The sequence below is a fragment of the Cypionkella sp. PAMC25878 genome, from assembly GCF_058135695.1.
The window spans coordinates 4685212-4710490 of the sequence record NZ_CM176871.1 but is presented as its reverse complement, the minus strand read 5'-3'; the positions used below and the strand labels follow the sequence as shown (position 1 = coordinate 4710490).

Annotated in this window: 29 protein-coding genes; 19 read left to right on the top strand and 10 right to left on the bottom strand. The window is 59.1% G+C overall.

Features of this window, described 5'->3' with window-relative positions:
* Entirely contained in the window at positions 1-1347 is a 1347-nt protein-coding gene (locus tag ACS5RD_RS23575) for a S41 family peptidase (protein WP_054008160.1), read from the top strand.
* 64 nt (positions 1348-1411) lie between these two features.
* Complete coding sequence (locus ACS5RD_RS23570) at positions 1412-1894, top strand: RNA pyrophosphohydrolase (RefSeq protein ID WP_054008159.1); 483 nt, start codon at positions 1412-1414, stop codon at positions 1892-1894.
* Here the strand turns inward: ACS5RD_RS23570 and ACS5RD_RS23565 are convergent.
* Entirely contained in the window at positions 1891-2349 is a 459-nt protein-coding gene (locus ACS5RD_RS23565) for a GNAT family N-acetyltransferase (RefSeq protein ID WP_489929361.1), read from the bottom strand. The genes ACS5RD_RS23570 and ACS5RD_RS23565 overlap by 4 nt on opposite strands.
* Positions 2346-2732, bottom strand: coding sequence for a GFA family protein (locus tag ACS5RD_RS23560; RefSeq protein WP_489929360.1), 387 nt, complete (start codon positions 2730-2732; stop codon positions 2346-2348). The genes ACS5RD_RS23565 and ACS5RD_RS23560 overlap by 4 nt, the downstream gene beginning before the upstream one ends.
* 184 nt (positions 2733-2916) lie before the next feature.
* On the opposite strand from ACS5RD_RS23560, the gene smc reads away from it, so the two are divergent.
* Both smc and ACS5RD_RS23550 read left to right on the top strand, forming a co-directional pair.
* The gene (gene smc, locus ACS5RD_RS23555) at positions 2917-6372 is read left to right on the top strand and encodes a chromosome segregation protein SMC (protein ID WP_489929359.1); all 3456 of its coding nucleotides are present in this window, start codon (positions 2917-2919) and stop codon (positions 6370-6372) included.
* Positions 6372-6713, top strand: a complete 342-nt coding sequence (locus ACS5RD_RS23550) for a hypothetical protein (RefSeq protein WP_054008155.1) — start codon at positions 6372-6374, stop codon at positions 6711-6713. The genes smc and ACS5RD_RS23550 overlap by 1 nt, the downstream gene beginning before the upstream one ends.
* A 9-nt stretch (positions 6714-6722) precedes the next feature.
* Here ACS5RD_RS23550 and ACS5RD_RS23545 read toward each other — a convergent pair whose 3' ends face one another.
* Positions 6723-7259, bottom strand: coding sequence for a hypothetical protein (locus tag ACS5RD_RS23545; protein ID WP_489929358.1), 537 nt, complete (start codon positions 7257-7259; stop codon positions 6723-6725).
* A gap of 176 nt (positions 7260-7435) precedes the next feature.
* Here ACS5RD_RS23545 and ACS5RD_RS23540 point away from each other — a divergent pair, with 176 nt between their 5' ends.
* Positions 7436-7786 carry a hypothetical protein gene (locus ACS5RD_RS23540; RefSeq protein ID WP_489929357.1) on the top strand — a complete coding sequence of 117 codons (351 nt, stop codon included), beginning with the start codon at positions 7436-7438 and terminating at the stop codon, positions 7784-7786.
* A gap of 44 nt (positions 7787-7830) precedes the next feature.
* Here ACS5RD_RS23540 and ACS5RD_RS23535 read toward each other — a convergent pair whose 3' ends face one another.
* Positions 7831-9000 carry a MalY/PatB family protein gene (locus ACS5RD_RS23535; RefSeq protein ID WP_489929356.1) on the bottom strand — a complete coding sequence of 390 codons (1170 nt, stop codon included), beginning with the start codon at positions 8998-9000 and terminating at the stop codon, positions 7831-7833.
* A gap of 206 nt (positions 9001-9206) precedes the next feature.
* Here ACS5RD_RS23535 and def (ACS5RD_RS23530) point away from each other — a divergent pair, with 206 nt between their 5' ends.
* From def (ACS5RD_RS23530) to ACS5RD_RS23505, 6 genes are read left to right on the top strand one after another with little or no spacing between them, the layout of a single operon-like run.
* Positions 9207-9731 (top strand): peptide deformylase, encoded by a 525-nt coding sequence (gene def, locus ACS5RD_RS23530; RefSeq protein WP_054008153.1) that lies wholly within the window; start codon positions 9207-9209, stop codon positions 9729-9731.
* A complete protein-coding gene (def, locus tag ACS5RD_RS23525) occupies positions 9731-10213 on the top strand; it encodes a peptide deformylase (protein ID WP_489929355.1) in 483 nt (160 codons plus the stop codon). The genes def (ACS5RD_RS23530) and def (ACS5RD_RS23525) overlap by 1 nt, the downstream gene beginning before the upstream one ends.
* Positions 10210-10713 (top strand): peptide deformylase, encoded by a 504-nt coding sequence (gene def / locus ACS5RD_RS23520; protein ID WP_489929354.1) that lies wholly within the window; start codon positions 10210-10212, stop codon positions 10711-10713. The genes def (ACS5RD_RS23525) and def (ACS5RD_RS23520) overlap by 4 nt, the downstream gene beginning before the upstream one ends.
* Positions 10710-11603: a methionyl-tRNA formyltransferase gene (gene fmt / locus ACS5RD_RS23515; protein WP_489929353.1), complete on the top strand. Its 894-nt coding sequence runs from the start codon at positions 10710-10712 to the stop codon at positions 11601-11603. The genes def (ACS5RD_RS23520) and fmt overlap by 4 nt, the downstream gene beginning before the upstream one ends.
* A gap of 24 nt (positions 11604-11627) precedes the next feature.
* Complete coding sequence (locus ACS5RD_RS23510) at positions 11628-12095, top strand: EVE domain-containing protein (RefSeq protein WP_489929352.1); 468 nt, start codon at positions 11628-11630, stop codon at positions 12093-12095.
* Between the two features lie 57 nt (positions 12096-12152).
* Positions 12153-12389, top strand: coding sequence for a GlsB/YeaQ/YmgE family stress response membrane protein (locus ACS5RD_RS23505; RefSeq protein WP_489929351.1), 237 nt, complete (start codon positions 12153-12155; stop codon positions 12387-12389).
* Here the strand turns inward: ACS5RD_RS23505 and ACS5RD_RS23500 are convergent, their stop codons facing one another.
* Together ACS5RD_RS23500 and ACS5RD_RS23495 are read right to left on the bottom strand one after the other, a co-directional pair.
* Positions 12390-12902: a transcriptional regulator gene (locus tag ACS5RD_RS23500; RefSeq protein WP_489929350.1), complete on the bottom strand. Its 513-nt coding sequence runs from the start codon at positions 12900-12902 to the stop codon at positions 12390-12392.
* 49 nt (positions 12903-12951) lie between these two features.
* Complete coding sequence (locus tag ACS5RD_RS23495) at positions 12952-13839, bottom strand: GT-B fold glycosyltransferase domain-containing protein (protein ID WP_054008147.1); 888 nt, start codon at positions 13837-13839, stop codon at positions 12952-12954.
* Positions 13840-14098: 259 nt separating this feature from the next.
* Here ACS5RD_RS23495 and ACS5RD_RS23490 point away from each other — a divergent pair, with 259 nt between their 5' ends.
* The 4 genes from ACS5RD_RS23490 (at position 14099) to ACS5RD_RS23475 (ending at position 18527) form a co-directional block, all read left to right on the top strand.
* The gene (locus tag ACS5RD_RS23490; RefSeq protein WP_489929349.1) at positions 14099-16015 is read left to right on the top strand and encodes a glycosyltransferase family 2 protein; all 1917 of its coding nucleotides are present in this window, start codon (positions 14099-14101) and stop codon (positions 16013-16015) included.
* A gap of 74 nt (positions 16016-16089) precedes the next feature.
* Entirely contained in the window at positions 16090-16905 is an 816-nt protein-coding gene (locus tag ACS5RD_RS23485; protein WP_489929348.1) for a hypothetical protein, read from the top strand.
* The gene (locus tag ACS5RD_RS23480) at positions 16902-17636 is read left to right on the top strand and encodes an FkbM family methyltransferase (protein WP_489929347.1); all 735 of its coding nucleotides are present in this window, start codon (positions 16902-16904) and stop codon (positions 17634-17636) included. The genes ACS5RD_RS23485 and ACS5RD_RS23480 overlap by 4 nt, the downstream gene beginning before the upstream one ends.
* Positions 17637-17699: 63 nt before the next feature.
* Positions 17700-18527, top strand: coding sequence for a glycosyltransferase (locus tag ACS5RD_RS23475; RefSeq protein WP_489929346.1), 828 nt, complete (start codon positions 17700-17702; stop codon positions 18525-18527).
* Here the strand turns inward: ACS5RD_RS23475 and rnhA are convergent.
* From rnhA to ACS5RD_RS23455, 4 genes are read right to left on the bottom strand one after another with little or no spacing between them, the layout of a single operon-like run.
* A complete protein-coding gene (gene rnhA / locus ACS5RD_RS23470) occupies positions 18522-18983 on the bottom strand; it encodes a ribonuclease HI (protein ID WP_489929345.1) in 462 nt (153 codons plus the stop codon). The genes ACS5RD_RS23475 and rnhA overlap by 6 nt on opposite strands.
* Before the next feature lies 1 nt (position 18984).
* Positions 18985-19935, bottom strand: a complete 951-nt coding sequence (gene ispH / locus ACS5RD_RS23465) for a 4-hydroxy-3-methylbut-2-enyl diphosphate reductase (protein ID WP_489929344.1) — start codon at positions 19933-19935, stop codon at positions 18985-18987.
* 48 nt (positions 19936-19983) lie between these two features.
* Positions 19984-20616, bottom strand: a complete 633-nt coding sequence (locus tag ACS5RD_RS23460; RefSeq protein ID WP_489929343.1) for a hypothetical protein — start codon at positions 20614-20616, stop codon at positions 19984-19986.
* 1 nt (position 20617) lies between these two features.
* Positions 20618-21190 carry a LabA-like NYN domain-containing protein gene (locus tag ACS5RD_RS23455; protein WP_054008140.1) on the bottom strand — a complete coding sequence of 191 codons (573 nt, stop codon included), beginning with the start codon at positions 21188-21190 and terminating at the stop codon, positions 20618-20620.
* 81 nt (positions 21191-21271) lie between these two features.
* Here ACS5RD_RS23455 and folK point away from each other — a divergent pair, with 81 nt between their 5' ends.
* From folK to ACS5RD_RS23435, 4 genes are all read left to right on the top strand, one after another.
* Positions 21272-21913 carry a 2-amino-4-hydroxy-6-hydroxymethyldihydropteridine diphosphokinase gene (gene folK / locus ACS5RD_RS23450; RefSeq protein WP_489929342.1) on the top strand — a complete coding sequence of 214 codons (642 nt, stop codon included), beginning with the start codon at positions 21272-21274 and terminating at the stop codon, positions 21911-21913.
* A gap of 90 nt (positions 21914-22003) precedes the next feature.
* Complete coding sequence (gene rpoZ, locus ACS5RD_RS23445) at positions 22004-22357, top strand: DNA-directed RNA polymerase subunit omega (protein WP_054008138.1); 354 nt, start codon at positions 22004-22006, stop codon at positions 22355-22357.
* Between the two features lie 30 nt (positions 22358-22387).
* Positions 22388-24505, top strand: coding sequence for a RelA/SpoT family protein (locus tag ACS5RD_RS23440; RefSeq protein WP_054008137.1), 2118 nt, complete (start codon positions 22388-22390; stop codon positions 24503-24505).
* A gap of 46 nt (positions 24506-24551) precedes the next feature.
* On the top strand, positions 24552-25268 hold the full coding sequence (locus ACS5RD_RS23435; RefSeq protein ID WP_082351759.1) for a DUF2062 domain-containing protein: 717 nt from the start codon (positions 24552-24554) through the stop codon (positions 25266-25268).
* Positions 25269-25279 lie beyond the last annotated feature (11 nt).

Here is a 25279-nt window from a genome sequence, read left to right as displayed (position 1 = left end):
ATGAAGAAGATGATTATCGCGGCACTGTGCGGCTCGATTGCTGGCGGCGTTATAACAACGCAGGTGGCTGGCCCGTTGATCGCGCAGGATGCTACGAAAAACGCCTCGGTCTACGAACAGCTTGATCTGTTCGGCGATGTGTTTGAACGCATCCGCGCGCAATATGTTGAGGATGTCGACAGCAAAAAGCTGGTCGAGGCGGCGATCAACGGCATGCTGACCTCGCTGGACCCGCATTCCAGCTATATGGATGCCAAGGCGTTTGACGATATGAATACCCAAACGCGGGGCGAGTTCGGCGGCTTGGGCATCGAAGTGACGATGGAAGAAGGCTATATCAAGGTCGTGTCGCCGATGGATGGCACGCCTGCCGATAAAGCGGGCATCAAGCCGGGTGATTTCATCACCACGGTCGATGGCGAAGCGGTGCAGGGCCTGACGCTGGATGAGGCGGTCGATAAGATGCGCGGCCCGATTGGGTCAGAAATCGTGATCACCGTGGTGCGTGAAGGCGTGAAAGAGCCGTTCGATGTCTCCATCATCCGCGACACCATCAAAGTCGCAGCGGTGAAAGCGCGGTTGGTCGGCAATATCGGCGTGCTGCGGGTGTCGTCGTTCAACGATCAAACCTATCCGGGGATTCAGGACGGCATCAAGAAGCTGACCGAAGAAGCGGGCGGCGCGGACAAGCTGAAAGGCTTCGTGATTGATCTGCGCAACAACCCCGGCGGCTTGCTGAAACAAGCGATCCTGACCTCGGATGCGTTCCTGAATGAAGGTGAGATCGTCTCGACCCGTGGCCGCAATGCGCAAGACAGCTCACGCGAGAATGCGACGCCGGGCGATCTGGCTGATGGCAAACCGATTGTGGTGCTGATCAATGGCGGCTCGGCTTCGGCTTCGGAAATCGTTGCGGGCGCGTTGCAGGATCACCGCCGCGCGATTGTGGTGGGGACGAAAAGCTTTGGTAAGGGGTCTGTGCAAACCCTGATCCCGCTGAAGGGTGAGGGCGCGATGCGGCTGACCACGGCGCGGTATTACACGCCATCGGGGCGCTCGATCCAATCGTTGGGCGTGATGCCAGACATCGTGGTGAACCAACCTGTCGTTGATCCAGCGGCAGAAGGCACCGAGGCGAAAGCGGCGGAGGATCAAACCAAACAGCGCACCGAAGCCAGTTTGCGCGGGGCGATCACCAATGATTCGATGACCGACGATGAGAAAAAACTGTTGGAAGACGAGCGGGCGCGTACCGAAGAAGCCGCCAAGCTGCGCGATGAGGATTATCAACTGGCCTATGCGGTGGATATTCTGCGCGGATTGAACGCTGTGGCGACCAAGCCGTAAGTGCAAAGCTAACCAACTGCCGCGCCCCGATTTTGTGGCGCGGCAGTTTTTATTTGAGGCGCATATGACCGTCGATCCTGAAAGCCTGCCGTATCGCCCCTGCGTTGGCGTTGTGTTGATCAACGCCGAGGGCTTGATCTTTGCGGGTCAGCGGTTGGACAACCCGGTGCCCGCTTGGCAGATGCCGCAGGGTGGCATTGACGATGGCGAAAAGCCTCGTGCTGCGGCGTTGCGTGAGTTGTGGGAAGAAACCGGCGTCACCGCCGATTTGGTGGAATTTGTCGGCAAAACCCACCATTGGGTGACCTATGATCTGCCGCCCGAGTTGTTGGGTAAAGTCTGGGGCGGCAAGTTTCGCGGCCAGCGGCAGAAGTGGTTCTTGTTCCGGTTTTTGGGGACAGATGCGCAAGTCAATATCGCTTCCGACCATCCCGAATTCTCAAAATGGCGCTGGATCGGTGCCGAGGAGATGGTGGCATCGATCGTGCCGTTCAAGCGTAAGGTTTATCAGGAAGTCGTGCAGGCCTTCCGCGCCTATCTGGCCTAAACCGGTTTGCGAAAGGTGATCGAGGTCGGCTGCGCATAGTCGGGATGGGCGGTGCGGTTGATTTCCTGAAAGCCCATGGCCTGAAAGATGGCGTGGTTCTCCACAAGTTCCACTCGCGTTTCCAACTCCACCGCCGCCAGCCCCCAAGCCCGCGCCCTCGCCTCGGCGACGCCAATCAGCACCCGCGCCAAGCCCTTGCCACGTTGGCTGGCACTGACCGCCAGCTTGCCAAGGTACAGCGACTCCGCCTGCAAGGTCAGGAACATACAGGCGGCGGGCGGGCTGCCGATCACCCATACCTCACCGCTTTCGGCCTTTGTGGCGATGTCGGGCTCGGTCAGCCGGTGCATGGACGAAGGCGGGTCAATCCGCGACTCCATATAGGCGAATTCAGCGCGGATCAGCTGCAGGACGGCGGCCCAATCGAAGGGGGATGTCGCGCGGAAGGGGGTCATTTGCGCGGCAACCCATCGGCCAGATGCAGCCACGGCAGCATCTCGGCGCTATGCACATGGTTTTCCGCAGCATAGAGCGACGGATCATCCAGCAAAGCGGCATAGAAATGAATCTCGCCCGGATAGCGATCCGAGCGATAGGCCACTTGCGAGCCACAAGTCGCGCAGAAATCCCGCCACACGCCGGGCGATGAGGCATAGGTGGCGGGCGTGGCCCCCGTCCATGCCCAAGCCCCATGCGCCACACCAAAGAACGAGGTGAACGCCGAGGAACACGCCCGCCGGCAGCTTTCACAATGACAGTGGCTTTGCCACAACGGCGCGGCGGTGCAGCGAAACCGCGTGGCACCGCAAAGGCAATGGCCGGAATAGGGCGGGGTCATGGGCAGGCTCCTTCACGATGAATTATTCCGTCTCACCGCGCACGGGTCAATGGCGCAGAGTTGATCTCGTCGACCAATATCTTGGGGATAAGCGCCCATCCTATGCCATATCCAGCGGCCACAAGTTGACACGCAGCATCCCCGGCCCGAAACTGCCCCTCCAACGGAATCAGGACAAACGCCTTTGCGCTTTACCAAGCTGCGGCTGAATGGCTTCAAAAGTTTTGTGGATCCGACCGATCTGGTCATCCACGACGGGCTGACCGGGGTGGTCGGCCCGAACGGCTGTGGCAAATCCAATCTCTTGGAAGCGATGCGCTGGGTGATGGGCGAAAACCGCCCCTCGGCGATGCGCGGCGGCGGGATGGAGGATGTGATCTTCAATGGTGCCGCCACCCGAGGGGCGCGGCATTTCGCCGAGGTGGCGCTGGTGCTGGATAATTCCGACCGCCTTGCGCCCTCGGGTTTCAACGATGCCGACACGGTTGAGATCACCCGCCGGATCACCCGCGATGCAGGCTCGGCCTATAAGCTGAACACCAAGGAAGTGCGTGCACGCGACGTGCAGATGTTGTTTGCTGATGCCTCGACTGGGTCCCACTCGCCTGCTTTGGTGCGGCAGGGGCAGATTTCTGAACTGATCAACGCCAAGCCGAAAGCCCGGCGGCGGATTCTGGAGGAAGCCGCTGGAATCTCGGGCCTTTATGCCCGCAGGCATGAGGCGGAACTGAAGCTGACCGGGGCAGAAGCCAATCTTCTGCGCGTCGATGACGTACTGGAATCGATGGCGCAGCAGTTGTCGCAGCTGACCCGGCAGGCCAAACAGGCCGCGCGCTATCGCGAGATCGGCGAGGAACTTCGCCGGGCCGAGGGCCAGCTGTTGTACCGTCGCTGGCGTGAGGCTGAACTCGCCCGTGCCGAGGCCGATGGCCTGCTGCGCCAGCGCTTGACCCAAGCTGCCCAAGCCGAGGCCGCCGCGCGTCTGGCCGCCAAACAGCGCGAAGCCGCCGAAGATGCGCTGCCGCCCCTGCGCGAAGAAGAAGCCATCGCCGCCGCCATCCTGCAACGGCTTATGGTGCAGCGCGACCAGTTGGGCGACCAAGAGGCCCGCGCCCGCGCGATGATCGAAACGCTGCGGGGCCGCATCGCCGAGCTTGACCGCGACGCCGAGCGCGAATCCAGCCTGAACCGCGATGCAGGCGAGACGATTGGGCGGCTGGACTGGGAAATCGAGCAGCTTTTGCGCGTGCATGACGGCCATGAGGATCGGCTGACCGAAGCCGCTGAGGTGGCGCGCGAGGCTTCGGCGATTCTGACCGACCGCGAAGGCGTTTTGTCTCAGGCCACCGAAGACGCGGCCCGTCTGGCCGCGCGTCACCAGTCAGTGCAGCGGATGTTGGCGGACAGTAAAGCCACGGTGCAGAAGGCCGAACACGAGGCCGCGCGGGCGGCAGAGGCGGTTCTGGCGGCAGAAGCCGCGTTGGAAGCAGCCACGGAAGCCTTTGAAGCGGCGGAGGAATCGCAGGTTTCCGCCGCTGAAGCCGCTGAAGCCGCCGAGGAAGCTCTGCTTACCGCCGAAGATGCGCGGGGTGAGGTGCAGGGTCGCGAGGCCGAGGCCCGTGCGGCGCGCTCCGAGGCCGAGGGTGAGGCGTCTGCTCTGCGCGCCGAAGTTGCGGCCCTCACTCGCCTGGTGCAGCGCGAAGCCCAAGCAGGGCATCAACTGCTCGATCTGCTGGTGGTCGAAGCGGGTTTGGAAAAGGCCATCGGGGCGGCTTTGGCGGATGATCTGCGCGCACCGGAAGTGGCGGCCGATAAACGCTCCGGCTGGGTTGCTCTGCCCGATTACGCCACGTCGCAAAGCCTGCCCGTGGGCAGTGCGCCGCTGTCAAACCATGTGCAGGCCCCTGGTGTTCTCGCCCGTCGTATGGGGCAAATCGGCCTTGTGAACCGCGCCGACGGCCCGCGCTTGCAAGCCGATCTGCAACCGGGCCAGCGCCTCGTTTCCCGCGAAGGTGACCTCTGGCGCTGGGATGGCTTTCGCGCCGGGGCCGAAGATGCGCCCTCCGCCGCCGCTTTGCGCCTGCAACAGCTGAACCGGCTGACCGCCTTAAAACGCGATCTGGAGGAAGTTTCTGCGCGTGCGGAAGGGGCATCGCAGGCCCACGCCCTGCTGCAAACTCGACTCGCCGACCTCGCCCGTGCCGACCAGACCGCCCGTGATGCCCGCCGCACCGCCGATACCCGGGTGTCCGAGGCTAACCGCATGGCCGCCCGCGCCGAAGCCGACAAATCCATTTCTGGCGGTAAGCTAGACGCCGCCCACCTGTCAGTGGATCGCTATGAAGGTGAGGTCGCTGAGGCGCGCGAACGGTTGGAATCCGCGGTGGCTGCTGAGGAAGATCTGCCCGACCTCGACTCGGCCCGCGAAAGCGTCGAGGCCGCCAAGCTGGCGGTGGAGGCCGCCCGCATCACCATGATGTCGCGCCGCTCGGCGCATGATGAGTTGCGCCGCGAAGGCGAGGCGCGCGTGCGTCGGCGTCAGGAAGCGGTGAAGGAACTGTCAGGCTGGAAACATCGGCTGGACACAGCTGCGAAGCGCATCGCGGAGTTGGCCGAACGCAAAGCCGAGACGCAAGAGGAGCTGTCAGAAGCCTCTGCCGCGCCGGAAGAAATCGCCATCAAGCGTGAAGAACTCAGCGATGCGATCACCGAGGCAGAGGTGCGTCGCGCGGTGGCCGCCGATGCGTTGTCCAGTGCCGAGGCCGCCCTGCGCAGCGCCCGCGACACCGAACGCGAGGGCGAGCGGTTGTCAGGCGACGCCCGCGAAGCCCGCGCCCGCGCCGAGGCGCGCACCGAAGCCGCGCGTGAAACCGTTAACCTTGCCGCCGAACGTATCGCAGAAGAACAGGGCGCTACCCCCGATCAGCTTCTCGACACGCTGAAAGTCGACCCCGACAAGATGCCGGATGCCGAGATTTTGGATACCGACGTGCAACGCCTGAAGCGGCAACGCGAGGCTTTGGGCGCGGTCAACCTGCGCGCCGAGGAAGATGCGAAATCGGTTTCCGATGAATACGACGCGCTGGCGCAGGAAAAAATTGACCTCGAAGAAGCGATCAAAAAACTGCGCTCTGGCATCGCAGGCCTGAACCGTGAAGGCCGCGAACGCCTGCTGACCGCGTTCGAACAGGTTAACGCCAACTTCGCGACTTTGTTCACCCATCTGTTCAATGGCGGTGAAGCGCGGCTGGTTCTGGTTGAATCCGACGACCCACTAGAGGCTGGGCTGGAGATTATGTGCCAACCGCCCGGCAAGAAACTCGCTACCCTGTCGCTGCTGTCGGGGGGCGAGCAAACCTTGACCGCTTTGGCCCTGATATTCGGCGTCTTCCTCGCCAATCCCGCGCCGATCTGCGTGCTCGATGAGGTTGACGCGCCGTTGGACGACGCCAACGTCACCCGGTTCTGCGATTTGCTGGATGAGATGACGCGGCGCACCGAAACCCGCTTCCTGATCATCACCCACCATGCGGTGACGATGGCGCGGATGGACCGCCTATTTGGCGTTACCATGGCAGAACAAGGTGTTAGCCAGTTGGTTTCGGTCGATCTGAAGCGTGCCGAGGCATTGGTCGCCTGATGGAACAGCTGCTGCGCGAGGCTGGTTTTACCGGGGTAGAGGTGGTGGACGGCGTGATTTACGCCCGCAGCGACCCGACGTTTCCCGAATTTACCGCCACGCAGAGCGGTCGCGATTGGCTGTTTGCGCAGGCGTGGCCGCTGCGCGCAACGCCTGCGCAAATCGCGCAATGGACCGCCCAGCACCCCGATGCACCGATGGATATTTACCAAGGCGAGACCCGGATTACCCTCCGCGCAACCCCAGAAAACCTCACACTTTGGGCCGATCTGACCCGCGCCATGGTCGCACAATGTGTCGCATGGCGGCGCGCCACCCGCCAACGCGATGAGGGCATGTAGCACTAAAGGTTAACGCACCACCTGCAAACGATCACTCAAAGTCACCTCGCCATCGACCTCAACCGAACACAGAATCCCGCGCAACCGCAGGGTCGGGCTGGCGCGCACCCAATCATAGGCATCGGTGCCGTAGCGCACCTTCCACTTCGCGCAAGAATCGTTCCACACATCCGAGACCCGCAGCACCGCCGTGCCCGCCCGAATAAGCGTCCCAACCGGCAGATTGGCCTCTGACATCTCCAGATCCGCCACAATCGGATCGCCCGGATGCGGCTGGTTGCGGTCCTGCCAGACCAGATCCATCACCCGGCTTTGCAGAATCGAGACCTGAATCCGCGGATCGGGGCTGCCATCCGCCATCCACATCCAGGGCGTCGTCATCCAGCGTTCGCCCGGAATGCCATGGGCTTTGGTCATGCGGATCCGGTCCGGAAAAGTCCGCTGGCCAAGCGCAGGCCGCAGACAAAGGCCGCGAATCGGGGCATCGGTCTTCGGTGCCGCCTGCACATGCGGCAGAGCATCCTGCAATTCGGTCCAAGTAGTCATGCGATGCTCCATATCTCTGCGCCCCGAAGTCCCGCGTGTAGGGCTCTTTTCGTCCTATCGGCCTGCCGTTTGCGACATTTTCGCAACGTAAGCGGGGCATTTCTAGATCGTATTCTCAGCGTGTCACAAAATTAAGCAGTTCGCAGGCAATCTTAACAGCAGTGATGGAGGCGATGATGCTGGAGTTCTTGCCGCAGGATATTCGGGACGGGTTGGATGCAGCCCGCAAACGTGAGTTTGCCCGGAAATCGCGCCTGCGCGTGCAGGTCGGCGAGGCGGTATTTCCGGTTACGCGCTTCTGGCATGACGGTTTCGCCTTGGATGCAGCCCTCACCCCGCATCTGCGCGGTCTGGTCGATGTCTACGATGGCTCGCGGCATATTTTCCAATGCCTGATCGTGGCTTCACTGGTCGAGAATGGTGATTTAGTCTGCGATTTCAAGAGAATGACCTTGGTGTCAGATCGCGCCCCACTGGATTACTATCGCGAGGAAAACGCACCCGTGGCCCTGCTGCCAAGGACCTGAGGTCTGGTGCGGCGCAACGCCGCACCCTTTGCGTGACAATTCCGTTATTGCAGATCGGCAAAGGCCGCTTGCAACCGCTGCACCGCCTCAACCACCACCGTGCGCGGGGTGGCGAGGTTAAAGCGCAGGAACGACTCACCGCCGGCACCGAAGGGCGTGCCATGATTGCTGGCGATTTTTGCCTGCTTTTGCACCCGATCAATGAATTCAGATTGCGCCATGCCGGTGCCGGCAAAATCCACCCAAGCCAGATAGGTCGCCTCCAGCGGCATCGAATTCAGGCCGGGGATCTGGTTAATACCCTCGTTGAAAATCTTGGCATTGCCGTCAAGGTAAGCACAAAGTTCGTCCACCCAGGCCGCACCTTCGGGCGAGTAGGCGGCCGTCGCCATGAACATCCCGAACGAGTTAGGCGAGATCCCCATCGCGTTCATTCGCTCGGCAAAGCGGGCGCGCAGTTTCGGGTCTGCGATGATCACGTTGCCAGAATGTGCGCCCGCGATGTTGAAGGTCTTAGTGGTCGCCGTCATCATGACCAAACGTTCACTTATCCCCGGTATTGCTGTCATCACCGTGTGTTTCTGCCCCGGCATCACAAGATCATGGTGGATCTCATCCGACACCAACAACAAGTTGTGGCGAATACAAAAGTTCACCACGCCTTGCAATTCGGCCAAAGTCCAAACCCGCCCGCCCGGATTATGCGGCGAGCACAGGATCAGCATGGTCTCGTTGCCGGTCATCTGGGCATCCCAGGCGGCGAAATCCATTTCATAACGCCCGTTCACATTGGCGAGCTTGCACTCAACCACCTGCCGCCCCGCGCCTTTAATCACCCGCGCGAAGGCGTGATAAATCGGGGTGAACAGCACCACGCCGTCGCCCGGTTTTGTAAAGGCATCGACGCACATCGCGGTGCCATTCACCAATCCATGCGTGGTGAAAATCTGATCCCGCTCCACCGACCAGCCGTGCCGGGTCTGCATCCACCAGCGAATCGCATCAAGATAGGCGGCATCATCACCGTAATATCCGTAGACGCCATGCGCCATCATGCCTTCGAGGGCCGTTTGCACGCAGGTCGGCGGACGGAAATCCATATCCGCCACCCACATGGCGATGCCGTCCTTGGCCGGCACGCCGTAGAAGGCCTCCATCGAATCCCATTTGACAGAATGTGTTCCAAAGCGATTGATTGGGGTGTCGAAGGTCATGGCTATCCTGCTGCGTTTCGGTATTTCGTTCTAGTTAAATTAAACTAATCAGAAAATCATCCCTACTTGTGGGTGTAAATCGGAAATATATGCCAATAAATCATAATTTATCGGGAAAAACTACCACTGCATAGGCTTGGATGCCATTTTCAATGAATCCCCACCGCCCTCTTGCACGATTTGCCCCCGCGCCGTAAATCCCAAAGATGATCCGCGATATCCTGATCCATCCCGATCCGCGTCTGAAGAAGCCCTGCGAGCCAATCGCAGCGGTGAGTGCCGAGATTTCTGCGCTGGCGTCGGACATGTTTGAAACCATGTATGAGGCGCCGGGAATTGGTTTGGCCGCACCGCAAATTGGCGTGATGAAGCGTCTGATTGTGATGGATTGCATCAAAGATGGCCCGCCCGAGCCGATGGCGCTGCTCAATCCGCAGGTTTTATGGTCGTCGGAAGACCTTGGCAGTTACGAGGAAGGCTGCCTGTCGATCCCCGATCAATATGCCGAGGTGAAGCGACCGAGTTCGGTGAAAGTCGGCTGGATGGACCTTGATGGCGTCCCGCAGGAACGGTTGTTTACCGGCCTATGGGCAACCTGTGTGCAGCACGAAATTGATCACCTGAATGGCAAACTGTTCATTGACTATCTTGGTCCGCTGAAGCGACAGATGATCACCCGTAAGATGGAAAAGTTGAAAAGAGAACGCGCGCGGTCAGGTTCGGAGTACTGATGGCGGTGCTGCCAATCATTTGCTGGCCAGATGCACGGTTAACGACTGTTTGTTCAGAAATTAACAGCGATGTATCGGCTTTGGCTGCTGATATGTTGGAAACCATGTATGCCGCACCCGGTCGTGGGCTGGCGGCACCGCAAGTCGGAGTATTGCTGCGGCTTTTCGTGATGGATTGCACATGGAAAGACGGCACCTACGCCCCGCGTGTTCTCATTAATCCGGAACGGCTCTGGACCTCGCCGGAAACTACAATTGGGCCTGAAGGTTGTCTGTCTTTGCCGGGCATCACCAGCCAAATTTCACGACCAACTTCGGTGCGGATGCGCTGGTTTGACCTTGCCGATGTCGTTTGTGAAGAAACGTTCTCAGGCTTTGCGGCGATCTGTGCTCAGCATGAGCTGGACCATCTGAACGGTGTTTTAACGCTGGATCACCTCGATCCAGCCGCCCGCGCCTTAGCTGAAAGTGCCCTGACATGACGGCTCGAGCCTGCCTGCTATACCCGCATCCCTGCCTGCGCACACCAGCCCATCCGGTCGCCGCGGTCACCGATGAGATCCTGGCGATCTGGGCCGATATGGTGGACACGATGGATGCGATGCCCGGTTATGGGCTGGCTGCGGTGCAGATTGGCATGCCGCACAGCTTGGCCGTCGTTGATTGTTCCGAGCAGCGTGGCCAGGCCATTCTGATGGCAAACCCGCAAATTTTACACGCCTCAGGACAATTCCGTGAGCATGAAGAAGCCTCGCCAAATCTGCCCGGTGTATCGGCTGTTGTGCGCCGCCCGCGCGCCGTGACGGTGCGGTTTCTCAACGCGGAAAATCAGCTGGAAGTTCGTGATTTCGTCAACCTTTGGGCGACTTCGGTGCAGCATCAGATCGACCATTTGGCGGGCAAAATGTTCTTTGACCACCTCTCCGTAGTGAAGCGCAAAATGCTGATCGCGCGGGCCGAAAAGCTGCGGAAACGCTCATGAAAATCATCTTCATGGGCACACCAGAATTCTCCGTGCCGATCCTAAAGGCACTATACCTACACCATCAAATCATTGCGGTATATTGCCAGCCACCCAGACCTGCTGGACGTGGCAAAGCCGACCGTGCGAGCCCAGTGCAGCAATGCGCCGAAGCCTTGGGGCTGCCGGTTTTCCACCCCGTATCGTTGCGCTCTGCCGAGGAGCAACAGGCCTTTGCCGCGTTAGATGCGGACCTCGCCGTCGTCGTCGCTTATGGGCTGATCCTGCCGCAAACTGTACTCGATCAGCCGCGCCTTGGTTGTCTGAATATCCACGCCTCACTGCTGCCACGATGGCGCGGGGCCGCCCCGATTCACCGCGCAATTATGGCGGGTGACACCGAGACCGGGGTTTGCATCATGCAGATGGAAGCTGGTCTTGATACCGGCCCCGTTCTCGCGCGCGAAGCCACCGCAATCGGCGCAGAGGAGACGACCGCAGATCTGCATGATCGCCTGTCAATGATCGGAGCCAAGCTGATTGAAGCCGCGATTGATCAGCTGCCCCTGCAGGCCATCCCGCAATCCGAACAAGGAGTCACATACGCGACCAAGATCGACAAGGCCGAAGCACGGGTTGATTGGTCTAAGCCCGCCGCAATGGTTGATCGCCAAATCCGCGGTCTGTCGCCGTTCCCCGGCGCTTGGTGTGAGATCAATGGCGAGCGGTTCAAGCTGCTGCGCTCACGCCTCACCGTAGGTTCTGGCGCGGTTGGCCAAGTGCTGGACGGGCTGCGGATCGCTTGCGGTGATGCTGCCGTTGAGATCACTCTGGCGCAGCGCGAGGGCAAACGGCCGATGTCGGCTGGCGATATCCTGAATGGGTTGAAAATGCCCGAAACGCTCACCTGATCCTGACAGAAACTGGCAGGAGCCTTGACATATGCAGGGTATACTGGGGAGTTTGATATAGATAGTGAACAAAAATTCTGGATCGTTACAGCCTCGGCTGATCATGCTGAAAATGGCATTAATTGGGGCATCGTTCAGGCCTGTCATGGTAAATCGGCACCGCTGCGGCGCATGGCCACCGCTGATGGTGTGGTGATCTATTCCCCCAGAACCAAATTTAGGGATGGCCAAAGCTTGATGGCATTCACAGCCATCGGTCGGGTGACGGCTGATATGCCCTATCAGTATGAGATGCCGGGCGGCTTTCTGGTGTGGCGACGCAGTGTGCAGTGGCAACCTGCTGCAAAAATACAGCCCATTCGCCCCCTGCTCGATCATCTGGAACTGACGCGCAACCAGCCGAGTTTGGGCATGATGTTTCGCTATGGTCTGGTCGCGTGCAGCCGCGCGGATTTTGCGCAGATCGCCCACGCGATGGTTCCGGCGGACTAGGCCATTCCATTTTCAGCAATCGTCCCCATATAGGCGGCGTGGACGAAGGAGGCGGGTATGGGCTTGGTGTTCTTGCTTATCATCGGAACGGCGGCTGGTTTTTTGGCAACACGGGTGATGCGTATTGATGCGGATGTGCCAACGACGGTGGTGATTGGCATCGCAGGCGCATTGATCGGTGTGTTTTTGTTGCGCAGTCTGGTGGTGATCACCGGCTGGTTGGCAGGGTTTGTTGGGGCGATCCTTGGGGCTATCGTGCTGATCTGGCTTTATAAAACCTATATCGTGAAATAGTTAACCAAGTCGCTTGATCGCATCGCCCAGTCGAAAACCCTTGCCACCGCCCGCATCCCACAGCATCCGGCCCTGCCAGGCCGCAAAGATCAGCGCCGCCGTTTCTTTCGCCTTCGCACTGACATCCAGACGCGCCGCAATCGCCTGTTCGACCTTATGCCGCCAAGCTTTTGCATGCCCAATCAGGGCCGGATCGCGCAAACTCAGCGTCAGCAATGCGCCCGGATCAATCGGACCGACAAGCGATTTCAGCAGGCCCGGCAACCCTTTGTTCAAGGCGGCGGCATCCAGAGTTGCGGCTTCAACCAAGCCATCCAACTCCTGCCAAGCTTGAGCAATCGCGCTTAAGATCATCTCATTGCAACTGCCAAAACGTTGCACCAAAGTGGTTGGCGCAAGTCCGGTCGCCGCAGAAACTGTCGAAAACGTCACCGCCTTTTCGCCATTTTGCAGCAACAGGGTCAGTACCTGCTGGAAAACATCTCGGTCCGATATCAGCTTTGTGCGTGCCATAATCTCAATATGACTCAGACATCATGAATTGCAAGTGAAACGCGAATGACTATTCATCATCGTTCGGGTCTTCCCCCGCTTTGTCGATCCGCTTCACCCCAGCTTGTCGCTTCAACATCTTCCGGCTTGTCGCGGTCAATCCGGTTTCCTTCAGGACCTTCAACTGGCGATAATGCACCGTGAAAATCTCACGATCCTCCGGAAGGGCGTCACCTCGTAGCTTTCCGCCAAGGATAAAGTGTTGTTCTTCTGGCAGAATATTCCATTTCAACCCCGATTGCTGGATCGCGAGCGGCATCGAGATTTGGTCAAGATAGGGCCGCTTTCCCGGCACATCGGGATGCGCGTCGATGGTCTGCGCGATGTCCATCCAGACCTGCGGAAAACTGCGGCCATCTGGACTGCGATGTTGTTCGGGGAAGCTGAACAAGCCAGAACTAAAATACGGTATGCGCTGACGCTCCCCGGATTGTCGCATCAATTTGATACGCTCCTCTGGAATTGCCATGCCGCAAACCGAATAGATCAGGTTCCAATCGTCGGTTTTCCCCCAGTTCATCGAAGCTGCGGGCGTCAGAGAAACCGATCCCGCTAGGGTGATATTCTCAACCCGGTTCGGGCGCAGGCAAAGAATATCGCTGTCGAAGAACGCCGAAAACTCGGTATCGCGCGGTTCCATCGTAGCGAGGATTTTGTTGCCATGCGGATAGGCCGGGGAAAATCGCCCCTCGACCACGAAGGGGCGCACCTCGCAACCCATCCGACGCAGCACTTCTTTGACATTCGGCGAGACTTGATCAAGCTTAACATCAGGGCAATAGCCGACCAGCGCGATCTGATCGCCAAACTGTTCGCGCAGTGACGCCGCAAGATAACATGCCATCACCTCATAGTCGGGTGGCTCAACGATGAAAAACACGGTCAGTTTCGGGGTCATATACCTGCTCTGCGGGTGAGAATGCGACGGTTTTGGCAGATTAAGCTGCATCACATCGCAAAGTCACGCGTTTGAGCTGAGTTTTGCTACAAATTCCTCTGGTTTCGTTGCTAAGATGGAAACAATTGTCTGCTAAGACACAGTTCGACGCAGTTTTCTGCATTGGCCTTGCTGGCAGATTCCGGCTTGACCTATGGTGATCTGCAATCGGAGAGGAGCGGCGGGCCAGAGGCTTCGCCGCGTAGCGGCAGGGCAGGGCGTGACGTCGAAACAAGCTAAACAGCCAGATGGCATTATGTCGCTCGCGGGGCGTCCGAAGGGGGCTGGCGAGCGCTGGGGCAGTGTCGAATTTCCGCTGAAACGCCATGACAGCCCGCATGGTCAGGTGACCGCCGTGTCGATGATGAAGGACGAGGGCGCTTATGTGATCGAATGGGTTGCGCATCATCGGGCGGTCGGGTTTTCTGATCTGGTGGTCTATACGAACGATTGTTCAGATGGCACCGACGACATGCTGATCCGGCTAGAGGAATTGGGGCTCTGCCACCATCGCCGTAACGTGATTCCCGAAGGCATCCGCCCGCAACCCTCGGCGCTGAGCTATGCGCAGGACGAACCTGTTGTGCAGCAATCCGACTGGGTGATGGTGTTTGACGCCGATGAGTTTCTGTCGATCAGATACGGCGATGGCACCCTCGACAGCCTGCTGGCGGCCACCAAAGCTCAGGGGGCCAATGGTATCGTGGTGACCTGGCGAATATTCGGCTCTGGAGGGGTGGTGGATTGGTCGCGCGCCCCGGTGACGGAACAATATCTATGGGCAGCACCGCAGGAATGGAACAAGGGCTGGGGGGTGAAGACGCTGTTCACTTTCAGCGCAGATAAGTGGAAACTGGGCATCCATCGCCCGAAAATGAAGACGAAATGGCATGAAACCGCGTTTCCGGACGAGGTGAAATGGCTGAACGGCTCGGGCCGCGAGATGGAGGATTACTTCAAATTTCGCGGCTGGCGTTCGATCACCCGGACTGTCGGTTATGACTGGGTCCAGCTCAATCATTACGCGGTGAAATCGGTGGACAGCTATGCCATTCGCAAGATGCGCGGCAATGTGAACAATAAGGCGGATAAGTACAATTCCGACTATTGGTCGCTGCAAGATCGCAATGAAGTGCGCGATGACACGATGCTGCGCTACACCGAACAGCGCAATGATATCATCACGCAACTGCTGCAAGATCCGGTGCTGAACCGCTTGCACCACGCGGCGATTGCCCGGGCCGAAGGGCGTTTGGCCGAGCTGCGCCAGACCGAGGCCTATCACCAACTGGTTGTCGATCTGGCCAAAGCCTCTGACGTGCCGATCAGCCAGATCGTCGCGAAACCGCCGCAGGCACGCGATAAGGAAAAGATCGCAGCCCTGATGTCGGATGTGGAAAAGCGACGGGGTGCTAAGGCGAAAACCGAACGGCAGGCCGTCCCGAAAAACCCGGTCGAGGCGGTGCCGATGGGATCGTATCGGTCGGGCAGGATTGATCTTTCGCAAGGTGCGAGCGCCGAAGTTTACCCTAATCACAGCATGAAGCTGCCCTCGGATCGGCGGGTCTTCACGGATTCGGCGCTGGCTCTGATCCAGTCCGGCAAGTTTGAGCGCGGTCTTGCGCGCCGGATGCCACAGGTCTTGGCTGAGCAGGCCAAGGTGTTGGAGATTGGCTCTGCGGTGGGCTTTCTGGCCGGGCATTGCGCCAACATAAGGCCAGACCTGAGCCTCTATCTGCAAGAGGATAACGATGGCCTGCGGCAGATGCTGGGTGTGGTTTGCGCGCTGAGTAACCGCACTTTCAGCAATCGCTTTGTCTTGATGGAACAAGGCCTTGGTTCTGATCCGGTGGTAGGCGCACTGGCGCTGATCACGGCGTTGCGCCCGGATGCTTTGTTGCTTTCAGACTCGCAACTCGGCACAGAAGCGCTGCAACAATTGCTGCCGATGTTGCCGGTTCCGGCCCCGGCGCAAATCTTTCTCTACGGGCGGCTGTTGGAGCAACATCACGCGCGTTTGCTGGAAGTAGAGGCCGTGCTGGCGGCACTTGGCTATGTGCCGGACTACGGATTTGATGCCAATATCGCGCGCGGTTTCCGGCTCGGCGCACCAGTCGATCCAGACGACCCAAGTTAACCAACGCCCGCCGCTGGACAGAGGCGCGACCCTGCGGCATTGTTCCATAAAACGAAACAAACGAGGCAGTACCCATGTCCACCCCCGTTCGCAGACCCGTCGCCTCGCTTTGGATTGGCGAAAAGCTGCATTATCTGAACCAGCTTTGCCTGCTCAGCCACGTGGCACAAGGCCATCCGACCACGCTGTATTGCACCGACAAGGTCTCGAACGTACCGGATGGGATCATCGTCAAACCTGCCACCGACATCATGGCGATTGATATGGATATCGTGCGGCAGACCTCGGAAAGCTTTTTGTCCAACGTGTTTCGCTACAAAATGATCGAGAAAACCGATGCAGTCTGGATTGATTGCGACGCGTTTTGCCATAAGCCTTTCCCGGATGAGATGCAAAATATCTATGCGGGGCATGGCTTTAGGGGGGCTTTGAACTGTGGTGTTGTCTATATTCCACCTCAGGGCGAACTGATCAAGCAGTTGCTGGATTACTACGAAAACCTGCCTGCCGCGCCAGCGTGGTTCAACAAACAGCAACGCAAGCGGATCGAAAAGCAGGACAGCAGCCTGCCGCAAGCCGTGCGGATTTATAATGCCGAGCGCACCGCCTTTGGCCCGCAGGCCTTCACCTATTTCGCGCAACAGACCGGCGATTTTGAAAAGGCGTTGACCTCGGATTACCTTTACCCGGTGCCGTTCCAGTTGAACGACGTGTTCTACGACCCCTACGGTCGGGTTGAGGGGCATTTCACCGACAACACGCTATCGGTGCATCTCTATACCAATGGCACCAAGCCCTATTGGCGGAAAAATCCGCCGATGCCGAACTCTTATGCGGCGCGGATGTGTGCGCAGATTGGCGTCGATGCATCCAAGGCGCTGGAGGAATGACCGAGCCGGATGAAGCGCTAGAGTCGCAGGGCAAGAAGGGCAAAAAAGACAAAACGGTCAAACCCTTACCTTCAACCCCCGATGAGATTGAGGCACTGATTCGCCGCCAAAAGCGCAACCAGCGCAAGGCTTGGGCGGAAGGCTATATGACCGCGATCACCGCGATGTTGCGGCCCGGTGATCTGGTGATGGACTGCGGTGCCAATATGGGGGTGGTCACAGCAGTGCTGGCGGCTACCGGGGCGGATGTGATCGCTTATGAGCCTGATCCCTATGCATTCTCCATTCTTGAACAAAAGTTCGGAAACATGCCGAACGTGACGCTGGTCAATGCCGCCGTGGGGGTGGGGGCTGGCACCATTCGCCTGATGCGGGCGGATAATTTCGGCGACAATCCCGATGGCGCTTCGGTCAAAAGCACCATTCTGAATGGCGGGCGGCGGATTGCTGCGGAAAACGCGGTGGAGGTGACCTTGCTCGACTTCCCAACGCTGGTGCGCGACACCGTTTCGGCTCGCGGCGAGATCGCTTTCATCAAGATGGATATTGAGGGCGCCGAACTCGATATCCTTGAAGCGCTTGATCGTGAAGATTTGTTCACAAACATCCGGGCGTTGGTCGCCGAGACGCATGAGCGCAAGTTCAAAGACCTGCGCGACCGCTACAAGGCGCTGCGCGAGGTGGTGGCGGCGAAGTATCCGGCTGGGAAGGTCAACCTCGATTGGATTTAGGCCCAGACAAAGCACTTTCAGAACTCGGTATATGTTGAAATGATTTCAAGGCATTAGGCAAGGATGCAGACGGCTTGGCAAGAGTTCGTTGCCCGTCAAGAAGTGCTGGTGGCCCTGCGGTTTTCCTATTTCGGCAGCTCTGGCTGGAAAAGTGATTTCTCGAAAGACAAGGCGCTGCTGTTCGATCAAGATCGGCTGATCATGCGGCTGGGCCTGATGCAAAGTCTGCCCTTGCCCTCGCTTGCGGCGCAGACGGATCAGAATTTTCATCTGATGGTGCTGTCAAGCCACGCAATGCCGCGTTGGGCGCAGCGCAGTCTGGCCGAGATTTGCGCCGAAACTCTGCCCGCTGGCCAGTATACCATCACCCCGCGCCGATTTGGTGTCGCCCACAAGCACCTCGCGCAGTTTATCGCGGCGCGTTATCCGGCAGGTTCGGATCAGCCGGTTGCGGTGCTGCAAACCGTGCTGGATGATGATGACGGATTTTCCACCGATCTGATCGCCACAGCGCGGCGTGGGATGGCCGAATTGCCGCCGCTCATTGATCCCGACGATCTGCGCTTCGTCTCGTTCAGCCGAGGCTATGGCCTTGATCTGTCATCGAAACGTGCGGAGACCTATGCGCTTTACCATCATCGCTATCCGTTCATCAATTTGGGCCTGACGATGGCGGGGGATCGTAAGGGCCGCAATATCTTTGCAATCCGCCACCGCAAGACACCGCTGGACTATCCGCATCGCATGATCGGTGGCCCGCCGATGTTTGTGCGCTCGGTGCATGAGGCGAACGATTCCCGCGTCGAGGTCAGCGCGAAATGGCGTGCCGTGCCCGATTGGCGGCAGGATACAGATGTGCGCGCCCGGTTTCCCTATCTGCCGGAGCTATAGTTTCACCGGCTTGAACGGTGCCATCCCGGCCCGCGCCAATTCATCCGCGCGCTCATTTTCGGCATGGCCCGCATGGCCCTTGATCCAGCGCCACACCACCTTGTGCTTGGCTTGCGCCGCGTCAAGCCGTTGCCACAGATCGACATTTTTCACCGGATCTTTGCCGGAGGTTTTCCAGCCGTTGCGCTTCCAGCCGTGAATCCATTCGGTCACGCCGTTCTTCACATAGGCGGAATCGGTCACAATTGTCAGCTCGGACACCCGCGTTAAAGCCTCAAGCGCGGAGATCGCCGCCAGCAGTTCCATCCGATTGTTGGTGGTATGCGCCTCGCCGCCCGACAGCGTGCGTTCCTTCACCACCGCGCCATTCTCACGCGCCAGCATCAAAACACCCCAGCCGCCGGGGCCGGGGTTGCCCGAACAGGCCCCATCGGTATAGGCAAACAAATCCGGCATGTCAGACACTTTCCCGCAAGATGCGCGGCACTTTGAATTCGATGTTTTCTTGTGCGGTTTCAATCAGTTCAACGGTGGTGTCAAACCGTAAACGGAAGGCGTCGATCACCTCGTTTACCAAGACTTCCGGCGCAGATGCCCCCGCTGTGACGCCCACCGACGTCACACCTTCCAACGCCCGCCAGTCGATCTCAGACGCCCGTTGCACGAGTTGCGCATAGCCACAGCCTGCCGAGCGCCCCACCTCAACCAGCCTGCGCGAGTTCGACGAATTCGGCGCGCCAATCACCAAAAGCGCGTCAATTTTGCCCGCAATCGCCTTCACCGCCGCTTGCCGATTGGTGGTGGCGTAACAGATGTCTTCCTTATGCGGCCCGACGATTGCCGGAAACCGCGCCTGCAAGGCCGCGACAATCCCCGCCGTGTCATCGACCGACAAAGTGGTCTGGGTGATATAGGCCAACCGCGCCGGATCGCGCACCATCAGCCCCGCCACATCCTCGGCGGTTTCCACCAGCAGAACCTCGCCGTCCGGGAGTTGTCCCATCGTGCCAATGGTTTCCGGGTGGCCTTGATGGCCAATCATCACCATTTGCAGGCCCGCCTCGGAATGACGCTGCGCCTCGTTATGCACTTTCGTCACCAGAGGGCAGGTGGCATCCACCGCGATCATCTGACGGGCTTCTGCTGCCGCTGGCACCGATTTTGGCACACCATGCGCCGAGAAGATCACCGGGCGGTCGACCGGGCAGTCATCCAGTTCCTCGACAAACACCGCGCCCTGCGCCCGCAGCGCATCGACGACGAATTTGTTATGCACAATTTCATGCCGCACATAGACTGGCGCGCCCCATTTTTGCAGCGCGAGTTCGACAATCTTGATGGCGCGGTCAACACCAGCGCAAAAGCCGCGCGGGGCGGCGAGGTAGAGGGTTAATGGCGGCAGGGTCATCGGGCTACTCATGTTTGGGCTAGACCTAAGCTGCCACGCGGGCCTCGTCTAGTCTTGCGCCTCAAAGTAATACGGCCCAGCGGCAAGATCGCGCAGATGTTGCGCCATCCGCGCCGCTTCCGCCCGGTCGGCGAAGGCCCGAACCGGAATCACAATCGCGGAGTCAAAGTTCAGCACGAACAGATGCGTCGGGGTTTCCAACACCTGCCCGATCAACTCGGGCGACAGATACCAGCACTCAAGCGTCAAAAGATCGGTGCCCGCGACGCAATCTATCCATTCCTCAAACTCTGCCTGCATTGGCGCAGGCACCATCCGCCGTGCCCGCCTGTGCTGCCACACGTTTATCCCCAGCAAAACCAGCGCCCATTGCAGTGCCATCACAGCGAGAAATACCGTCCAAGATCGCCAAGACGCCTCAACGCCTTTGATTCCTTCCGGCAGCAGGCCAAACACCGCCCCACCCGCGATAAACCACGCCCCCAACGCCCATTTCGCCCGGCCCGACCATTCCCGCTTTAACCGCAGATAGGCCAAAGCATCCGCTGCACTCAGCGTGTAGGTCCACCGCTCCAACAGCCCGCCATCGAAATCCCGGCTTGGCCGCATAGCGAAAGCCGAGGCAGTTTCCCGCCCCGGCTTTTCATCAACCACACCAGAAGTCTGGGGAACTTCCGTCACTTCACTTCACGTCAACCGCCACTTCGTCACGCTCAAGCCGCGGCTCGCGCGGTGGGCGGCCGATCACGTCGCGCAACTCATCCAGCTCGATGAAATTGTCGGCCTGGCGGCGCAATTCATCGGCGATCATCGGCGGTTGGCTGCGAATGGTCGACACCACCGAAACCCGCACGCCTTGACGCTGCAGACTTTCCACCAAGGGCCGGAAATCGCCGTCACCCGAAAAGATCACCACATGATCCACGCGTGGTGCCAGCTCCATCGCATCGACGGTAAGCTCGATGTCCATGTTGCCTTTGACTTTGCGGCGACCTTGGCTGTCGGTGTATTCCTTGGCCGGTTTGGTGACCATGGTGAAGCCATTGTAGTGCAGCCAGTCGACCAGCGGGCGGATCGGCGAGTAATCGTCATTCTCCAGCAGGGCGGTGTAATAGAACGCCCGCAGCAACTTGCCGCGCCGCATGAACTCTTGACGCAGCAGCTTGTAGTCGATGTCAAACCCAAGCGCCTTGGCGGCCGCATAAAGGTTCGATCCATCTATGAACAGCGCAAGCCGTTCGTCCTTGTAAAACATAAGTCTTCCCCTCGAAAACAAATCGCCTATCGCGCTATCGTGAGTGGTCTACCTAATGTAGATGGTCGGCGGCGAATAAGATTGAATAGCAGGGTCGCCAACCGACGAGCAAGCCAATCTGTTGTGAGGATAGCAGCAACCATGTTAACAGAAAAGCACGCTCTGGTTGCATTTGGTGCAAACCTGAATTTCGGCGAGATGTCGCCAAAGTCAACAATTCTTGCCGCTATAGCGGAACTTGACCGTGTGGGGCTGCCCGTGACGCGGCTGAGTACCCTGTATCAAACGCCATGTTTCCCCGCCGGGGCAGGGCCGGACTATGTGAACGCCGCAGCCGTCGTGACGTTGCGTCATTTCATGTCAGCGCCCGACATATTAGCTTGTTTGCATACGGTAGAAGCAAAATTCGGCCGCGAGCGCGTGCAGCGTTGGGGGATGCGCAGCCTTGATATTGATCTACTGGCCTTGGGCGAATCAGTTTTGCCGGATGCCGAAACCTATCTGAAATGGAAAAATCTTCTTCCCGACGATCAACGGAGCCTTGCGCCCGATCAGTTGATTCTGCCGCATCCGCGTCTGGCCGAGCGCGCTTTCGTTCTGGTGCCGCTTGCCGATGTGGCCGCCGACTGGCAGCATCCGGTCACCGGCCTGACCGTGGCGCAGATGCTGGCAGCCCTTCCCGCGAAAGATCGTGCCGAAGTTATCCCCCTGCCTTTAGACTGATCTGGGCATCCGCTTGATTATCCACTTGTCAAGCCGCAGCATCGCGCCTAAATAGACCGCTTCAAAGCCCCTCCCCTACTGGAGTCTTTCATGGCCCGCGTGACGGTTGAAGATTGCGTCGATAAAGTTCCGAACCGGTTCGAACTTGTCTTGCTTGCGGCCCATCGGGCCCGCGAAATCCAGGCCGGCTCTGCCGCGACTGTGGATCGTGACAACGATAAGAACCCGGTGGTGGCCTTGCGCGAAATCGCCGAGGAAACCCAGTTGGCTGATGCCCTGCGTGAGCGGATGATTGAAGGTCACCAGACCCAGATCGAAGTTGACGAGCCGGAAGAAGATCAGATGGCTCTCTTGATGTCCGGCGAAATTGATCGCCCGATGCAGGACGATATGTCAGAAGAAAAGCTGCTGCGCGCACTTATGGAAGCGCAAGGCGAGCTTTAATTACGGGAATTCCCGAATTGCGGGGCGGTGATGATTGACGTTGAAGACCTCATCGCCCTGGTTAAAAACTACAATCCGCGTTGCAATGCCGAGCTGATCCGCCGGGCTTATGCCTACGGCGCGGCCATGCACGAAGGTCAGATGCGCAAATCGGGTGAGCCGTACTTCACCCATCCGGTCGCCGTCGCAGCCATCCTCACCGAACAGCAGTTGGATGATGCCACCATCATCACGGCGCTGTTGCACGACACGATTGAGGACACCAAATCCACCTATGCCGAGGTCGCCAAGCTGTTTGGCGAGGAAGTGGCGGAATTGGTCGATGGCGTCACCAAGCTGACCAATCTACAGCTTTCCAACACCGAATCGCAGCAGGCGGAAAACTTCCGCAAGCTGTTCATGGCGATGTCGAAAGACTTGCGGGTGATTTTGGTCAAGCTGGCCGACCGTCTGCACAACATGCGCACCATCAAGTCGATGAACCCGGAAAAGCAGGCCAAAAAGGCCCGCGAAACCATGGAAATCTATGCACCGCTCGCTGGTCGCATGGGGATGCAGTGGATGCGCGAAGAACTTGAAGACCTCAGCTTCCGCGTGCTGAACCCCGAGGCCCGCAATTCGATCATCCGTCGCTTCCTGACCCTGCAACGCGAATCTGGCGATGTGGTGCATCAGATCACCGCCGACATCCGCGCCGTGCTGGAAAAGGTGCAGATCGACGCCGATGTCTATGGCCGCGCCAAAAAACCCTATTCGATCTGGCGCAAGATGCAGGAAAAGGATCTGGCGTTCAGCCGCCTGTCCGACATCTACGGCTTTCGCGTCATCTGCGCCTCGGTCGCTGACTGCTACCGCATCCTTGGTGTGATCCACCAGCGCTGGCGCGCGGTGCCGGGCCGGTTCAAAGATTATCTCAGCCAGCCGAAAACCAACGGCTACCGCTCAATCCACACCACGGTGTCGGGCCGCGACGGCAAGCGCGTCGAAGTGCAAATCCGCACCCGTGAGATGCACGAGGTCAACGAGGCGGGTGTGGCCGCCCACTGGTCCTACCGCGAAGGTGTGCGCGCCAAGAACCCGTTTGCCGTCGATCCCGCCAAATGGATCGCCGCGATGACCGAACGGCTGGATGAGGGCGATCACGACGAATTCCTCGAAAACGTCAAGCTTGAGATGTATTCCGATCAGGTGTTCTGCTTCACCCCGAAGGGTGATGTGGTGCAACTGCCGCGTGGGGCGACGCCCTTGGACTACGCCTATTCGATCCACACCCGCATCGGCAATTCCTGCGTCTCGGCCAAGATTGACGGCATCCGCGTGCCTTTGTGGACCCGGCTGAAAAACGGCCAATCGGTGGAAATCATCACCGCCGAAGGCCAACGCCCCCAAGCGTCTTGGATCGACATTGTCACCACAGGCCGCGCCAAGGCGGCGATTCGCAAATCCCTGCGCGAAGAAGATCGCGGCCGTTTTGTACGGCTTGGTCAAGAACTTGCCCGCGCTGCCTTTGAACATGTTGGCAAAAAGGCCACAGATAAAGCCCTCCGCACGGCTGCAAAAATGCTGGGAATGCCGGATGAGGCGGAGCTTCTCGCAGCCCTCGGTTCGGCAGAATTGACCGCCCGCAAGGTCGTTGAAACCCTCTACCCTGAACTCATCCAGCATGGCCCGGATGAGGTTGAATCCGCCCGCGCCGTGATCGGTATGCCCGATGATCAGACCTTCCGCCGCGCACCGTGCTGCCAACCGCTTCCGGGCGAACGTATCGTCGGCATCACCTATCGCGGCCAAGGTGTGTTGATCCACGCGATTGATTGTCCGGCACTGGAAGAGTTTGAAGAACAGCCCAACCGCTGGGTTGATCTGCAATGGCACGCAGGCCGCCACGCCGCCGTCAACACCGTTGCGCTGGATGTCGCCATCTCCAACGACCAAGGCGTTTTGGGTCGGATCTGCACCTTGATTGGCGAGCAGAAAGCCAACATATCCGATCTGCGGTTCACAGAACGTAAACCGGATTTTTACAGACTTATCATTGACGTGGACTTGCGCGATGTTGAACACTTGCACATGGTGATGACAGCCCTCGAGGCAGAAACCGATGTCGCACAAGTGTCGCGGCATCGTGATATGACACGCAAACCCTGACGGGCTATCCGCAGGGTCACTGGGCAAGAAGGAATCGGGCCGCTCTATGGTTTTCAAACGTCGGCAACCGCTGGGATGGCTCGCTTGGATGCGCGAGATGGTCTACCCGAAGGGTGGCTTCAAACGCGCGACCCGCTACGTCATCCACCGGATGAGCCGATTGCCCGATGACCCCCACCGCATCGCCCGCGGCGTGTTTGCGGGCTTTCTGATTGGCTTTCTGCCACTCCCCGGCCTGCAATTCGTCGCCGCTTGGGCCGCTGCCCGCCTTGTGCGCGGCAACCTGTTGGCCGCCTTGCTTGGCACATTCAACACCAACCCCTTGACCACGCCCTTCTTCGCGGTCTTTGCGATGACCTTCGGCCATTGGATCATGGGCGTGCAAGAGCCACTCACCGCCGAGGCCATTGGCGGCGCTTTTGCTCATGCCGGTGGCGATCTGTGGCGCAACATGGTCGCGATCTTCACCCCGGAAACCATGCATTGGGGCGGTTTGATCCGCTTTTGGCATGAGATTTATGTGCCGTATTTCATCGGTGCGTTGCTGCCCGGCATCGTGATATCGGCCATCGCTTATTATCTTACGATCCCAATCGTGATGACCTACCAAAAAGCCCGTGCGGCCAAGGCCGACGATCGGCGCGAGCGTCGCCACCGTCTGAAACTCGCGGTGTCTGAAGCCAAAAACCGCCTGCTGCACCGCACCGAGAAAGACGGTGAAAGCCGCGTTCTCGGAGATGACAGCAGCACGGGCGCAAAGTAATCTGATCAAAA

Coding starts and splice junctions, on each gene's coding strand:
- ACS5RD_RS23575 (WP_054008160.1), top strand. CDS start 1: ATGAAGAAGATGATTATCGCGGCACTGTGCGGCTCGATTGCTGGCGGC.
- ACS5RD_RS23570 (WP_054008159.1), top strand. CDS start 1,412: ATGACCGTCGATCCTGAAAGCCTGCCGTATCGCCCCTGCGTTGGCGTT.
- ACS5RD_RS23565 (WP_489929361.1), bottom strand. CDS start 2,349: ATGACCCCCTTCCGCGCGACATCCCCCTTCGATTGGGCCGCCGTCCTG.
- ACS5RD_RS23560 (WP_489929360.1), bottom strand. CDS start 2,732: ATGACCCCGCCCTATTCCGGCCATTGCCTTTGCGGTGCCACGCGGTTT.
- ACS5RD_RS23550 (WP_054008155.1), top strand. CDS start 6,372: ATGGAACAGCTGCTGCGCGAGGCTGGTTTTACCGGGGTAGAGGTGGTG.
- ACS5RD_RS23545 (WP_489929358.1), bottom strand. CDS start 7,259: ATGACTACTTGGACCGAATTGCAGGATGCTCTGCCGCATGTGCAGGCG.
- ACS5RD_RS23540 (WP_489929357.1), top strand. CDS start 7,436: ATGCTGGAGTTCTTGCCGCAGGATATTCGGGACGGGTTGGATGCAGCC.
- ACS5RD_RS23535 (WP_489929356.1), bottom strand. CDS start 9,000: ATGACCTTCGACACCCCAATCAATCGCTTTGGAACACATTCTGTCAAA.
- def (WP_054008153.1), top strand. CDS start 9,207: ATGATCCGCGATATCCTGATCCATCCCGATCCGCGTCTGAAGAAGCCC.
- def (WP_489929355.1), top strand. CDS start 9,731: ATGGCGGTGCTGCCAATCATTTGCTGGCCAGATGCACGGTTAACGACT.
- def (WP_489929354.1), top strand. CDS start 10,210: ATGACGGCTCGAGCCTGCCTGCTATACCCGCATCCCTGCCTGCGCACA.
- fmt (WP_489929353.1), top strand. CDS start 10,710: ATGAAAATCATCTTCATGGGCACACCAGAATTCTCCGTGCCGATCCTA.
- ACS5RD_RS23505 (WP_489929351.1), top strand. CDS start 12,153: ATGGGCTTGGTGTTCTTGCTTATCATCGGAACGGCGGCTGGTTTTTTG.
- ACS5RD_RS23500 (WP_489929350.1), bottom strand. CDS start 12,902: ATGGCACGCACAAAGCTGATATCGGACCGAGATGTTTTCCAGCAGGTA.
- ACS5RD_RS23495 (WP_054008147.1), bottom strand. CDS start 13,839: ATGACCCCGAAACTGACCGTGTTTTTCATCGTTGAGCCACCCGACTAT.
- ACS5RD_RS23485 (WP_489929348.1), top strand. CDS start 16,090: ATGTCCACCCCCGTTCGCAGACCCGTCGCCTCGCTTTGGATTGGCGAA.
- ACS5RD_RS23480 (WP_489929347.1), top strand. CDS start 16,902: ATGACCGAGCCGGATGAAGCGCTAGAGTCGCAGGGCAAGAAGGGCAAA.
- ACS5RD_RS23475 (WP_489929346.1), top strand. CDS start 17,700: ATGCAGACGGCTTGGCAAGAGTTCGTTGCCCGTCAAGAAGTGCTGGTG.
- rnhA (WP_489929345.1), bottom strand. CDS start 18,983: ATGCCGGATTTGTTTGCCTATACCGATGGGGCCTGTTCGGGCAACCCC.
- ispH (WP_489929344.1), bottom strand. CDS start 19,935: ATGACCCTGCCGCCATTAACCCTCTACCTCGCCGCCCCGCGCGGCTTT.
- ACS5RD_RS23455 (WP_054008140.1), bottom strand. CDS start 21,190: ATGTTTTACAAGGACGAACGGCTTGCGCTGTTCATAGATGGATCGAAC.
- rpoZ (WP_054008138.1), top strand. CDS start 22,004: ATGGCCCGCGTGACGGTTGAAGATTGCGTCGATAAAGTTCCGAACCGG.
- ACS5RD_RS23440 (WP_054008137.1), top strand. CDS start 22,388: ATGATTGACGTTGAAGACCTCATCGCCCTGGTTAAAAACTACAATCCG.
- ACS5RD_RS23435 (WP_082351759.1), top strand. CDS start 24,552: ATGGTTTTCAAACGTCGGCAACCGCTGGGATGGCTCGCTTGGATGCGC.